The organism is Sphingomonas humi (assembly GCF_039536725.1).
Taxonomy (GTDB): Bacteria; Pseudomonadota; Alphaproteobacteria; order Sphingomonadales; family Sphingomonadaceae; genus Sphingomicrobium; species Sphingomicrobium humi.
The window spans coordinates 1193584-1205842 of the sequence record NZ_BAAAZD010000002.1 but is presented as its reverse complement, the minus strand read 5'-3'; the positions used below and the strand labels follow the sequence as shown (position 1 = coordinate 1205842).

The following is a 12259-nucleotide window of genomic DNA, read 5'->3' as shown; positions in this document are numbered from 1 at the left end:
CGGCGGTTCAGGACGGCGAAGTTGTCGAAGTTGACACGGTCGCGGGGTCGGGGTCGGCGGCGGGGGCAGGTGCGGCGGGGGCTGGGAGGGCGTGGAACGTGGCAGGATCGAACCCGCCGTCGGTGAGCGGAAGGCAGCGCTCCTGCCCGATGAGGTCGGTCGGCGGGGCGGCGGGGGCGGGCGCGGCGTCGATCGCGCGGTGCTTCTTCCAGCGGTCGAGCTCGTCGATCGGGGCGTAGTTCAGGGGATCGCGGACGCGCAGCAGGTAGAGGCCGAGCGCGTCGTGGTGGACGGTGCGGGTGGCGACCACCTCGCCCTGGTGGAGGACGGGCACCTGGTGGCCGTGGAGGGCGCGGTCGAACAGCACGTCGGCGAGGAGGGCGGTGCTGGAGCGGATCGCCTCGTCCATGGCGGCGGCGAAGGCCGGGGCGCGGGGGCGTAGCTTGTAGACCGACTGGCGGGTGACGCCGACCGCGCGGCAGGCCGAGACGATGCTGCCATGTTCGGCGAGGCGGTCGAGGAACAGCAGGCGGCGTTCGACCGTCCAGCCATCCTTGCGCTGGCCCTCGGGGGTTTCGGCGATCACCGCGGCGTGGTCGCCGTCATAATGGTCGACCATGCCGTCGTCTCGGGCGGGGTAGAAGGCCTCGGTCTCGAGCCGTTCGCGGGCATCGTTGCCGTCGCTGAGCCGCTGCAGCCAGCGCCGCCGCTCGTCACCGCGGTGGACGGCCTGCTCTTGCTCGCGGGCGAGGAGGCGTTCGGCGGCGGCGATTTCGTGGGGCGAATAACCGGGCTGGTTGGAAGCGTCGTCCGTCATTCACCAGAATAGGACAGGACAAATCCTACTAGTCAATGGGAAAGCGCCGAGCGTTGCGCGACTGAGGCCAAGCGAAGGGGCGCTGCACGAAGAGCCGCGCAACCGGCCGGACGGTTGTAGGAAGGGGAGCGCGCAACCTTGCGGCCGCGCGCTCCGGCTCGATCAGCGGGTGCGGTTCAGCCGCAGGTTGGTGACCCGCCCGGCGGTGTCGACATTGCAGACGAAGCGCATGTCGCCCTGCTGCGCCGCGACCTGGTTGCGGTTGTAGCCATAGGCATTGCCATAGGGCGGCTGGGCATAGCCGTTCATGCCGCTGTCGATCAGGCCGGTGACGCGCAGATTGCCGCGGGCGCGGCGTTCGACGGCGGTGATGGCGGTGACGCGGGCCTGGCCGGCATAGGCCTGGCCGTAGTTCTGCTGGCCGTAGCCCGGTTGCGGGTAGCGGTTCTGGCCGTAGGCGGCCTGGGTGCGGCGGGTGACGTCGGCCTGGGCGGCGGCGGCGCACTGGGCGATCAGCTGCTGGTCGGTGGCGGCATAGTTGCGGCCGCCGAGCAGCTGGCCGATGATCCCGGCGATCCCGCCCTGCTGCTGGGGGTAGGTCTGCTGGGGATAGCCCTGCTGCTGCGGGTAACCGTAGCCCGGCTGGCCGGGGTAGGGCTGAGGGGTCTGGCCGGGATAGGGCTGCGAGATGGCGGGGGCGGCCACGGCGCCGATCGACGCGGCGGCGAGGAGAAGTGCGAGTGATCGCATGGGGGATTTCCTAGGTCTCAACCCGGAAAACGCCGGGGGAGTTCGGAAGGTCAACGGGTGGGGAGGTGCGAAAGACGCATTTGCGAAGCGCCGAGCGCAAGGGAGCGGTTGCGAAAGCAACCGGGAGCTTGCGCGAAGAGCCGCGAAGCCGGCCGGCCGACAGGTGCTTGGCGAGGCCGTCAGGCCGAGGCGGGCAACCTGATCGACGTCACGGATTTACTCCGTGACGGGTTCTTTTACTTGTTCCGATCAACTTCTGGATAACTTTGTCGTGGCAGGATTAGCCTATGAGCAATCCCTACATGGACCTATTGGTGAAAGCCGCAGGTCAAGCCCTCCCGCATCTTGCCCCTCTAGCCATCTTTGCTTTCGTGAGCGTGGTGGCCTTTGCCGCTCTTGAGCGAATGTTCAGGAAGAAAAAGCGTAGGGGTGGCGGCAATTGGCGGCAAAAAGGCGAGTGGAACCGGCAACCACGCAAAGGTGCCCCTCCGGGGTGGCGCGGGCCGTGGCCCCCTTCTCAATTGGGCTCCGCTGAACCGGCGCCGCCGATCCGCGCCAACGTCAATGATGCCGCCGAGCAGTTGCGCATCGTAATGGCGTCGGAGTTCAAGACCAAGCGCCTCCTCAACAAGGGCGAGGAGAAGGTGCTGGCTGCGCTGGAGCCGATCGTCGCGCAGCTGGAGCCCGGCTGGCGGGTCTGGACGCAGGTGAGCCTGGGCGAGGTGCTGGACGGCGGCACGGTGGAGGCGTTCAACGCGATCAACGCCAAGAGAGTCGACTTCCTGCTGGTCGACACCGACCAGCGCCCGCGGCTGGCGATTGAGTATCAGGGGCAAGGGCATCACCAGGGCGCTGCGGCCGCCCGCGACGCCGTCAAGCGCGAGGCTTTGCGGCGCGCGGGCGTCGGCTATGGCGAGGTTTTCGCAGGTGACGGACCGAACGAGCTGGCACAAGTGGTAGCGCGGGTGATGGCGGGTGCTGGCGTGCAGCAGACCTTTGGTGTTCGGAACAGCGCCCTGCTAGGCTGAACGCCTTCAAGGGCGGAACGAAGCTCCTGAGCCGCTTATCGTTTATTTAGGTCGTCAAGCGCCTTCGCAATCACTTCTAACGCAACGTTTTCTTTGAGCTCTCTATATATCGCGCCGACTAACTTCGTGAATGTCTCGGCACTTCCTGAAGTAGGCACGACTTCAGTAAGGTTCTTTGTGTCGAAGCTGAATGCTTCTCCTTTGCTTGGGAAAATCCATACTCGATAGTTTGGCTGGGTACCGATAATTTTCCGGTCTATGTGAACGGTATGATCGTCTAGATCGGTTTCGAAAGAATCTTCACCTTCTCTGGGCTTCCACACCAGCTTACCTTCAGCGTGCTTGGCTTGCAGCGAGTCTAGGAAGCTAGCCTGAATCTGCTGCACCTTAGACATTGTCATATAGCTCCTGATTGATCCCCAGAGCTTCGGCCTCAAGGATATTTATCTGTTTCCGCAAAGTCATAACAAGTTCAGCAGCTGAAAAGTCGATATCCTTCTCAGCTGCACTTTCAAGGAGTGGTAAAGACTCGAGAATTTGATTTGAGGTGCTGCCTGCAGATGTCCGAGCGCTGGCGTCACCATGCTGACTAACTGATAGCCGATGGAGTACTATCTGGGCGTCAAACAGCGACGCAGCCGCATCATTCCATTGCTTCAGTCGGAGTAGCTGGCAAGAGTGCTGCAAGCCTCGATTTGCTCTCATGCACTCCGAAGCATAATCAAAGGTCCCCATCCGATTTCGTAGGCGCGAGAGCGCTATACTAACTGCTTGAGTGGCATTCGCAGTTTTCTGGATTTGCCATAAGGTGATTACGAAGCCGACAATCGAAACAAGCAGTCCCCAGATCCCAAGCACTAACCCGTTCGCGCCGGCTGCCTGCGAATTCAATTTGTAAAAGTATCCGAAAAGTAGGTACGAGATACCTAACAATGCCGCGGCGACGAAGAGAGTGAGCGTCGAATGCTCTCGGATCAGTCGCAAGGCCGATACGGCCGGTGGTTGCGAATCTTCACCCGATGGCTTGGTCACACTTCGTTTTCAGAAACGAGGATCGCTTTGTCAACGAGCTGCTCTGTAAAGGAAGATAGTCTACACCGTTCCGGTTGATGGTCTAACAGCGGAATCTGTGGTGCACTGGTGACTCACTGGCATGCAACGCGCAGTTCTGCTCCTATTCTGCCGCCTCAACCACCTTCTTCCGACGTCCCCGCTTTGGTGCCTCGACTTCGCTCGGCCCGAGTGGTGAAAGGTTGCCAGCCGCCGTTTCACCAGCAGAACCGGAAACCGGGACCGCCCGCTCCAACAACGGCCGCAGGTACGCCCCCGTGAAGCTCCGCTCCTCCTTCACCACCTGCTCAGGCGTCCCCACCGCGACGATCTCGCCGCCTTTAACCCCGCCTTCGGGCCCCAGGTCGATGATCCAGTCGGCGGTCTTGATGACGTCGAGGTTGTGTTCGATCACGACCACGGTGTTGCCCTGCTCGACCAGGGCGTGGAGGACTTCGAGGAGCTTGCGGACGTCCTCGAAGTGGAGGCCGGTGGTGGGCTCGTCGAGGATGTAGAGGGTGTTGCCGGTGGCGCGGCGGCTGAGCTCCTTGGCGAGCTTGACCCGCTGCGCCTCGCCGCCCGAGAGGGTCGTCGCCTGCTGCCCGACCTTGATGTAGCCAAGGCCGACTTCGGCCAGCATCGCCATCTTGTCGCGGATGCCGGGGACGGCCTTGAAGAACTCCACCGCATCCTCGACCGTCATGTCGAGCACGTCGGCGATGCTCTTGCCCTTATGCTTCACCTCCAGCGTTTCGCGGTTGTAGCGCTGGCCGTGGCAGACGTCGCAGGTGACGTAGACGTCGGGGAGGAAGTGCATCTCGATCTTGAGCAGGCCGTCGCCGGTGCACGCCTCGCAGCGGCCGCCCTTGACGTTGAAGGAGAAGCGCCCGGGCTTGTAGCCGCGCTCCTTTGATTCCGGGAGGCCGGCGAACCAGTCGCGGATCTGGGTGAAGGCGCCGGTGTAGGTGGCGGGGTTGGAGCGCGGGGTGCGGCCGATCGGCGACTGGTCGATGTCGATGACCTTGTCGAGCTGGTCGAGGCCGGTGACCTTGTCGTGCTTGCCCGCGAGGATACGGGCGCCGTTCAGGTGGCGCGCGGCGGCGGCGTAGAGGGTGTCGATGGTGAAGCTCGACTTGCCCGAACCCGAGACGCCGGTGATGCAGGTGAAGGTGCCCAAGGGAATCGAGGCGGTGACGCCGGTGAGGTTGTTCTCGCGCGCGTTGTGGACGGTGAGCTTCTTGCCCGAGCCCTTGCGGCGCTTGGCCGGGAGCGGGATCGAGCGGCGGCCCGAGAGATAGTCGGCGGTGAGGCTGCCTTCCTGCGCGAGGAGGGTGTCGAGGGTGCCCGAGTGGAGCACGGTGCCGCCGTGGACGCCCGCGCCGGGGCCCATGTCGATCACATGGTCGGCGGCGCGGATCGCGTCCTCGTCATGCTCCACCACCAGCACGGTGTTGCCGAGAGATTTCAGGCGCTGGAGGGTTTCGAGAAGGCGGTCGTTGTCCTTCTGGTGAAGGCCGATCGAGGGTTCGTCGAGGACGTAGAGGACGCCGGAAAGCCCGCTGCCGATCTGGCTGGCGAGGCGGATGCGCTGGCTTTCGCCGCCCGACAGGGTGCCGCTGGTGCGGTCGAGGTGGAGATAGTCGAGCCCGACGTTGTGCAGGAAGCCCAGACGCTCGTTGATTTCCTTCAGGATCGCGCGGGCGATTTCCTGGTGCTGGGGGGTGAGCCGGGGTTCGAGCGCGCCGAACCAGGCATAGGCGTCGGCGACCGAGCGGCGGACGGCGATCGAGATGTCCTCGCCGGCGATCTTCACCGCCAGCGCTTCGGGCTTGAGGCGGGCGCCGTGGCAGGTCTCGCACGCGTGGGCGGCCTGGTAGCGGGAAAGCTCCTCCTTCATCCACGCGCTTTCGGTCTGGGCGAGGCGGCGGTTCAGATTGCCGATGACGCCTTCGAACGCCTTCCTGACCTCGTAGCTCTTGCGGCCGTCGACGAAGCGCAGGGTGATCGCCTTGCCGCCGGTGCCGTGGAGGATGGCGCGCTGGTTGTCGGGACCGAGGTCCTTCCACGGGGTCTGCAGGTCGAAACCGTAATGCTTCGCGAGGCTGCCGAGCACCTGCATGTAATAAGGCGAGGGGGGCTGCGACTTGGCCCACGGCACGACCGCGCCCTTGGCAAGGGAAAGATCGTGGTTGGGAACGACCAGGTCCTCGTCGAACTCCATCCGCTCTCCAAGGCCGTCGCAGGCGGGGCAGGCGCCCTGGGGAGCGTTGAAGGAGAACAGCCGCGGCTCGATCTCGGCGATGGTGAAGCCCGAGACGGGGCAGGCGAACTTTTCGGAGAAAGTGATGCGACCCGGAGGCGCGTTGGTGGCGAGGACGGCGCGGGTCGCGGCCTTTTCCAGCACGTCGGCGACGCCGGTGCGCTCGGTCCCGGCAGGCTCGGGCGCGGGGTCGGCGGGGTCGAGGTAGGCGAGGCCGTCGGCGAGCTTCAGTGCGGTTTCGAAGCTGTCGGCAAGGCGGGTCTGGATGCCGTCGCGCACGACGATGCGGTCGACCACGACTTCGATGTCATGCTTGTACTTCTTGTCGAGGGCGGGCGCCTCGTCGATGTCGTAGAAGGTGCCGTCGATGCGGACGCGGGTGAAGCCGGCGCGCTGCCATTCGAGCAGTTCCTTGCGATATTCGCCCTTGCGGCCGCGCACGACGGGGGCGAGCAGGTAGTGGCGGGTGCCTTCGGGCAGGGCCATCACCCGGTCGACCATTTGACTGACCTGCTGGGCCTGGATCGGCTCACCCGTGGCGGGCGAATAGGGAATCCCAACGCGCGCCCAAAGCAGGCGCATGTAATCGTAGATCTCGGTCACGGTGGCGACCGTCGAGCGCGGATTGCGGCTGGTGGTCTTCTGTTCGATCGAAATGGCGGGCGAGAGGCCGTCGATATGTTCGACGTCGGGCTTCTGCATCATCTCGAGGAACTGGCGGGCATAAGCCGACAGCGATTCAACGTAGCGGCGCTGGCCTTCGGCATAGATGGTATCGAAGGCGAGCGAGGATTTGCCCGAACCGCTGAGCCCGGTGATTACCGTCAGCTGGTCGCGCGGGATCGAGACGTCCACGCCCTTCAGATTATGTTCGCGCGCGCCCTTGACGGTGATGTGAGTCAGCATGGAAGGAGTTTGTTCCGTTTTCGTTCTGGAGGCAAGCGCAGGGCGCGAGCAAGCGGGCGAAATGGGTATTTCGACCCCCAAGGGCAAGGCTGCGAAAGAGAGCGGTAAGACTTATCAAAGCTTGTCGTGGCAATGACTGCGGCATGACCAGGAAGACACGGCTGGCATCGGCGGCAATCCCGGCAGCACTGGGGTGGATGTCGAGCGCGCTGGCAGCGGTCGGTGCCGGCGCGGCCGAGCCGGCGACGGGTCCGTTATGGCTGCTAGGCCTTGCTTATGCGGGCATGGCGATCGGCTATGTCGCGTTGCAGTTGCTGCTGCCGTGGCGATGGCGTGGGGGCTGGCGCAGCGCAGCGCAGCTGCCGATGGCGGGAACCGGGCTGCTGATCGCCTGGTCGGCCTACGCCTATGCGCAGGACAGCAACCTGTGGCCGCTGCTGCTGATCCTCTACCTGCCGGTGGGATTTGTGTATCTTTGCGCGACCGCGTTGGTGAAGCGGCTGGCGGGCGCCTGAGAGGCGAGGGGGCAAGCGGCGGCTGAGCATGTCGCCCAGCCGCCGATTTTGCCCTCAGCGCCGGGGGCGGCCTTCGCGATCGAGGTCGCGGCCTTCCAAGCGGCTGCGGCGACGGTTCTCGAGGGTGTAGGCGACGTCATCGGACGTAAAGTCGACGCGGTAGCCCTGGCGGCGTTCGTCGTAGCGCAATTCGTCCCAGCGAACGGGCACGACCTCCTCGTCGAGGCCGAGGAAGCCGGTCGCATGGCTGAGCACGGCGTAGCGAACCTCGCCGCGGACCTTGTCGATCATCAAGGCCTTGACGGTGCCGAGGCGCTGGTCGTCGCGGCCATAGACGGGGGTGCCTTCGACCTTGCTGGAGGAGATGAGCTCGCTCGTCTCGTCATAGGGGATGCCGCGGCGGGCGCGATGATCGTCGCGCTGGACCGGTTGCGGGCGCTGGTAGTCGCGCTGGCGGGTGTCGTCCTCGTAGCGGGCGGTGCCGCGATCGTCGGTCCCGTCACGGAAGAAGCCGCGGCCCCGCCCGCGCGGGCGGTCCCGGTCGAAATCAAGGTCGCGGTCGCGGTCGGTCAGGCGTTCGCGGCGGTCGTCGTCGTCGCGGAAGTGGTCGTAAGCCATGTCTGCTGCCTCCTCATCGATGTCGTTTGCGATAAAGCGGGGGACGGGCGAAGCGTTCCCGCGTGACCGGGCGGCCTGGCGCGGGCAAGCTTCGGGCGGGCGAATCGGCAAGGATTTCAAGCGGTGGACCTCGACCAGGCGCGGATCATGGGCGGGCTGTACGGCGAGGGCATCATCGCCTGCCCGGCGGCGTTCAGTGCTGCATGGGCGGACCGGATGGCGGCCGACATCTGGCGCGTATGGGACCGGGTCAAGGACAAGCCCGCTGCCGCGCGGACCGCACCGCTTTTACGTCGAGGTCGCGCCCGAGGACGTGTCGGGGTTTGTCGACATCGTTACCCACCCCTGATTCGTGGCAGTGTGCGAGGCGGTGCTGACCTGCGACTATCGCATCGTCGAAGTCGGCTTCGACATCCCGTTCCCGGGGGCGGAGGACCAGCCGTGGCACCGCGATTTCCAGGCCCCGCCGGCAACGCTGGAGGGGCGGCGCCTCAATAGCCTGGCGTTCAACCTGACCGCGGTCGACACGCGGCCCGAGCATGGGCCGTTCGAGATCGCGCCGGGAACGCAGTGGGATGCCATCGAAGGGGCGGTCGACGGCATGTTTCCCGATCAGTCGCTGTGGGGGCGTTATCAGGAGCGCGCGGTGCAGAAGCTGCCGAAGCGCGGCGACATGTCGGCGCGGTCCGCGCTGACCATTCATCGCGGGACCGCCAACCGGTCAGACGAGCCGCGGCCGGTGCTGGTGGTAGGGGTCGATGCGCCCGATGCCGGCAATGCCGGGCACCATGACCTGCAGGTGACGCGCACCTATCACGACGCGCTGCCGGCGCGGGTGCGGGATCACCTGACCTGCCGGGTGGTCGACGCGCTCGAGATGATCGAGCAGAACCATGTGATCGAGGGGCTGCTGTAGCCTAGGCGTCACCGCAGCGCAGGCCGGGACCTCCGCCGGCTTGGCGCTTCAATCGCCCGGAGTCCCGGCCTGTGCCGGGACGACGGCTTAATGGTAGCGGCGGATCAGCCCGGCGAGCTTGCCCTGGATCTTGACCCGGCGGGGGTCGTAGCGCTGCGGTTCGTGGCTGCGGTTGGCGGGGTCGAGGCGGACCATCTGGCCTTCGCGGCGGAAGGTCTTGAGGGTCGCTTCGGCATCGTCGATCAGGGCGACCACGATCTCCCCCTCGCGCGCGGTTTCGACCTTGCGGATGAGGACATAGTCGCCGTCGAGGATGCCTTCGTCGACCATCGAATCGCCGCTGACTTCGAGCGCATAATGTTCGCCCGGGCCGAGCAGGGCGGCGGGTACCGGGAAGCTGTCCTGCCCCTGCAGCGCCTCGATCGGGGTGCCGGCGGCGATCCGCCCGGCGAGCATCAGGTCGATGGTGTCGTTGGCAGGCACCACCGCCCGGGGCTGCGGCGCGACGGGGGCGGGGACCGGGGTCGAGCCTTGCGTTTCCGGAAGCCGGACGACTTCGAGCGCGCGGGCGCGGTTGGGGAGGCGGCGGATGAACTGCCGTTCCTCGAGCGCGGAGATCAGGCGGTGGACCCCCGACTTGCTCTTGAGGTCGAGCGCTTCGCGCATCTCATCGAAGCTGGGGCTGACGCCCGACGCCTTGAGGCGCTGATCGATGTAGGTGAGAAGTTCGCGTTGCTTGACAGTCAGCATGGTTCACGCAGGCCCCGGATGTGAACAGACGGGGAACGGGTAAGGAACGTAAGCGGGGGTGTCAAGCAGCTTTGTTGCGCCCGCGAGCGCAAGGAAATTGCCGAGCAGCCGGAGGCCGTGCGTGCTGGCGATGCTCTCGGGGTGAAACTGGATGCCGTGGACGGGCGCGTGCGCATGGTCGAGCGCCTGGATCGTCCCGTCGCTGCCGTGGGCGGTGGCGGTGAGGGTCGGCGGGAGGTCGGTCGCGACCAGGCTGTGGTAGCGGGTCATGATGACGGGCGAGGGCAGGCCGGCGAAGAGTGGGCCGCCGTCGTGGGTAATCGGGTCGGTCTTGCCATGCATCGGGGCGGCACGGGCGATGGTGGCGCCGGCGGCGAGCGCGATGGCCTGATGGCCGAGGCAGACCCCGAGGAGGTGCTTTCCCGCCGCGATGCAGGCGGCGGCGAGGGCGACCGAGATGCCGGCGTCGGCGGGATGGCCGGGCCCGGGGCCGAGGAGGAGGGGGCCGGGGTGGGCGAGGGCCTCGTCCACACTCAGCGCGTCGGACTGGGCGACGGTGACCGTGGCGCCGAGCTGGCGGCAATAGTCGACCAGGGTGAAGGTGAAGCTGTCGTGGTTGTCGACGACGAGGAGGTCGATCGCCACGACAGCGTCACTTGCCTTGCGCGTGCCGGCGGCGATCAGTTGACCGGCGCGCCGCCGAGGATGCGGGTGCGGGCGGCGCGGATAGCGTCGTCGTTGCGGGTGACGCCGAGCTCCTTCTGCGCGGCGGCGATCCACTGCAGCGCGATCTCCTCGCCCGCGCTGCGCTGGAGGCCGGTGACCTCGCTTGCGACCAGCTGCGGGTTGGTGGCGGCATTGCCCGGCACGACCTTGTCGAGCTTGACGAGGTAGATGCCCGACGGGCCGGCCGCGCGCTGGGCCTTGCCGGGGGCGAGCGTGAACAGGATGCGAAGCGGCGGCGGCACTTCCTGGCCCTGCTGCGCGAACTGGGCGAGGGCGCCTCGGCGGATCTCGATCGGTTCGGGCGGGCGGACCCCGGCCTGGCCGAGGCTCCCAAGCGCCTGCGCCATCGGCGTCCCGCGATCCATCGCGGCGAGCACGCGGGTGGCGGCGGCATTGGCCTGGTCCTGCGCACGGCGGGCGATGAAGTCGGTGCGCACCTGCGCCTCAATCCGCGCGAGCGGCGCGGGGGCCGCGGCGACCACTTCAACCACGTCGACCAGGACGTAGCCGGCCTCGTTCGGGAGCGGCTCGACCACCGGCTCGTCGTCGGCGCCGATGTCGAAGCTAGCGGTCGGGACCCCGGCGAATTCGGGCGGGAGCTTGAAGTCGGGCTGGTCGAACGCGGCGCCGGCACGGGTCAGCGGCGGGGTGGCGAGGACGGGCAGCTTGTTGGCGGTGGCGACTTCCTCGAAGCTGCTGCCGTCGGCCAGCGCATCCTCGATCTTGCCGACGAGGTCGGCGATCGCGTTCTTGCGTTTGTCGGCGGAGAGCTTCTCGACGATTTCGCCGCGGACGTCGGCGAGGCTTCGGCCGGTCGAGGCCTGGATGCTTTCGACCTTGATCGCGTCGAAGCCGGTCGACGACTGGACCGGGCCGATCACGCTTCCGGCGGGGGCGGAGAAGACCTGGGCGGCAACCGCTTCACCGGCCTTGGCGGCAAGCTCGGCGCGGGTCTGCGGGCCGACGCTGACGTCCGAGGCGGAGAAGCCGGCGGGCGCGGCGGCGGCGGCGAAGGTGCCTCCCGCCTTGGCGCGCTGAACGATGCCGGCGATCGCCCTCTGGTCGGGCAGGGTGGCGCGGCTGAGCACGCGCTTTTCGGTGCCGCCGTAGGTCGCCTGGTTCTGCTGGTAATATGCCGCGATCTCCTGCTCGGTCGGGGCGACCGCGCCTAGCTGGTCATTGGTGATGCGGGCGATGCGGAAGCTGCGCCGTTCGGGCACGGTGTAGCGTGCGGCGTTCTGGCGGTAGAAGGCCTGCAGTTCCTGCGCAGTCGGGGCCGGTCCGCCGGTGAAGGCGGCGAAAGGGATCAGCCCGAGGTTGCCCGAGCGCTGTTCGAGCAGGAGGTCGGCGTAGGGCCGCGCGATGCCGGGCGCGAGCCGGGTATTGGCGGCGAGCGGGGCAATTACCAGCCGCTGGAGGATCGCGGTTTCGATCTCGCGGCGGATCTGCGCGTCGGTCAGCCGCTCGGAGCGGAGGAAATTCTGGTAATTGGCTTCGCTGAAGCGCCCGTCGAGGCCGCGCACGCCGGGCAGCTTCACGATCTCGGCATCGATCAGCTTCTTCGAGACGGTGAAGCCGTGCTTTCGGGCATAGGCCCACAAGGTCCGTTCCTGGATCAGGGCATCGACGATCTGGTCGAAGTCGCCTGCGAGGTCGGCATAGGTCGCCTGCGGGTTCTGCTGGCGGACTGCCGCCAGGCGGCGCTGCATGGCAGTGTCGAGGTCGGCCGCGGTCAGTTCCGCGTCGCCCACCTTGGCGAGCGTATTTTGCGGCAGCGAGCTGCCGCCGCTGCGGAAGTTGCTGATGTCCGAGATCGCAAAGCTGGCGAGGATCAGGACGAGGAACAGGATCAGGATGCCCGTCCCAACCTTGGACTTGGACAGGCGGCGGAAGGTCTTCATGGGTCGACTGTGATCCTGGTGG

The 12259-nt window shown here is 66.6% G+C and carries 11 protein-coding genes and 1 pseudogene; 3 read left to right on the top strand and 9 right to left on the bottom strand.

Annotated features, from left to right (window positions below; all coding sequences use genetic code 11):
- Positions 1–7: 7 nt before the first annotated feature.
- Both ABD729_RS13725 and ABD729_RS13720 read right to left on the bottom strand, forming a co-directional pair.
- Positions 8–817 carry a hypothetical protein gene (locus tag ABD729_RS13725; RefSeq protein WP_344711301.1) on the bottom strand — a complete coding sequence of 270 codons (810 nt, stop codon included), beginning with the start codon at positions 815–817 and terminating at the stop codon, positions 8–10.
- 162 nt (positions 818–979) lie between these two features.
- Complete coding sequence (locus ABD729_RS13720; RefSeq protein ID WP_344711298.1) at positions 980–1567, bottom strand: hypothetical protein; 588 nt, start codon at positions 1565–1567, stop codon at positions 980–982.
- A gap of 287 nt (positions 1568–1854) precedes the next feature.
- Here ABD729_RS13720 and ABD729_RS13715 point away from each other — a divergent pair, with 287 nt between their 5' ends.
- Positions 1855–2595 carry a DUF2726 domain-containing protein gene (locus ABD729_RS13715; RefSeq protein ID WP_344711295.1) on the top strand — a complete coding sequence of 247 codons (741 nt, stop codon included), beginning with the start codon at positions 1855–1857 and terminating at the stop codon, positions 2593–2595.
- 35 nt (positions 2596–2630) lie between these two features.
- On the opposite strand, the gene ABD729_RS13710 is transcribed toward ABD729_RS13715, so the two are convergent.
- The 3 genes and pseudogenes from ABD729_RS13710 to uvrA form a co-directional block, all read right to left on the bottom strand.
- Positions 2631–2990, bottom strand: a complete 360-nt coding sequence (locus ABD729_RS13710; RefSeq protein ID WP_344711292.1) for a hypothetical protein — start codon at positions 2988–2990, stop codon at positions 2631–2633.
- A complete protein-coding gene (locus ABD729_RS13705) occupies positions 2983–3627 on the bottom strand; it encodes a hypothetical protein (protein ID WP_344711290.1) in 645 nt (214 codons plus the stop codon). Before ABD729_RS13705 ends, ABD729_RS13710 begins: the two co-directional genes overlap by 8 nt.
- Positions 3628–3898: 271 nt before the next feature.
- Positions 3899–6811 (bottom strand): annotated as a pseudogene (gene uvrA / locus ABD729_RS13700) (excinuclease ABC subunit UvrA); the annotation flags it as partial.
- A gap of 143 nt (positions 6812–6954) precedes the next feature.
- Between uvrA and ABD729_RS13695 the strand changes: the two are divergent.
- Positions 6955–7326, top strand: a complete 372-nt coding sequence (locus ABD729_RS13695) for a hypothetical protein (protein ID WP_344711284.1) — start codon at positions 6955–6957, stop codon at positions 7324–7326.
- A 54-nt stretch (positions 7327–7380) separates the two neighbouring features.
- Here the strand turns inward: ABD729_RS13695 and ABD729_RS13690 are convergent, their stop codons facing one another.
- On the bottom strand, positions 7381–7944 hold the full coding sequence (locus ABD729_RS13690; protein WP_344711281.1) for a PRC-barrel domain-containing protein: 564 nt from the start codon (positions 7942–7944) through the stop codon (positions 7381–7383).
- Positions 7945–8302: 358 nt separating this feature from the next.
- Here ABD729_RS13690 and ABD729_RS13685 point away from each other — a divergent pair, with 358 nt between their 5' ends.
- A complete protein-coding gene (locus ABD729_RS13685; protein ID WP_344711278.1) occupies positions 8303–8860 on the top strand; it encodes a phytanoyl-CoA dioxygenase family protein in 558 nt (185 codons plus the stop codon).
- A gap of 87 nt (positions 8861–8947) precedes the next feature.
- Here the strand turns inward: ABD729_RS13685 and lexA are convergent, their stop codons facing one another.
- Genes lexA through ABD729_RS13670 form a run of 3 tightly spaced genes read right to left on the bottom strand, consistent with a single transcriptional unit; the run spans position 8948 to position 12237 of the window.
- Positions 8948–9610, bottom strand: a complete 663-nt coding sequence (lexA, locus tag ABD729_RS13680) for a transcriptional repressor LexA (RefSeq protein WP_344711275.1) — start codon at positions 9608–9610, stop codon at positions 8948–8950.
- 3 nt (positions 9611–9613) lie between these two features.
- The gene (locus tag ABD729_RS13675) at positions 9614–10255 is read right to left on the bottom strand and encodes an anthranilate synthase component II (RefSeq protein WP_344711272.1); all 642 of its coding nucleotides are present in this window, start codon (positions 10253–10255) and stop codon (positions 9614–9616) included.
- Positions 10256–10290: 35 nt separating this feature from the next.
- The gene (locus ABD729_RS13670) at positions 10291–12237 is read right to left on the bottom strand and encodes a peptidylprolyl isomerase (RefSeq protein WP_344711269.1); all 1947 of its coding nucleotides are present in this window, start codon (positions 12235–12237) and stop codon (positions 10291–10293) included.
- Between the last annotated feature and the right edge of the window lie 22 nt (positions 12238–12259).

What these genes read in the sequence shown, in the direction of transcription:
- ABD729_RS13725 (WP_344711301.1), bottom strand. Translation starts at nt 817, where the DNA reads ATGACGGACGACGCTTCCAACCAGCCCGGTTATTCGCCCCACGAAATC.
- lexA (WP_344711275.1), bottom strand. Translation starts at nt 9,610, where the DNA reads ATGCTGACTGTCAAGCAACGCGAACTTCTCACCTACATCGATCAGCGC.
- ABD729_RS13695 (WP_344711284.1), top strand. Translation starts at nt 6,955, where the DNA reads ATGACCAGGAAGACACGGCTGGCATCGGCGGCAATCCCGGCAGCACTG.
- ABD729_RS13710 (WP_344711292.1), bottom strand. Translation starts at nt 2,990, where the DNA reads ATGTCTAAGGTGCAGCAGATTCAGGCTAGCTTCCTAGACTCGCTGCAA.
- ABD729_RS13690 (WP_344711281.1), bottom strand. Translation starts at nt 7,944, where the DNA reads ATGGCTTACGACCACTTCCGCGACGACGACGACCGCCGCGAACGCCTG.
- ABD729_RS13715 (WP_344711295.1), top strand. Translation starts at nt 1,855, where the DNA reads ATGAGCAATCCCTACATGGACCTATTGGTGAAAGCCGCAGGTCAAGCC.
- ABD729_RS13670 (WP_344711269.1), bottom strand. Translation starts at nt 12,237, where the DNA reads ATGAAGACCTTCCGCCGCCTGTCCAAGTCCAAGGTTGGGACGGGCATC.
- ABD729_RS13720 (WP_344711298.1), bottom strand. Translation starts at nt 1,567, where the DNA reads ATGCGATCACTCGCACTTCTCCTCGCCGCCGCGTCGATCGGCGCCGTG.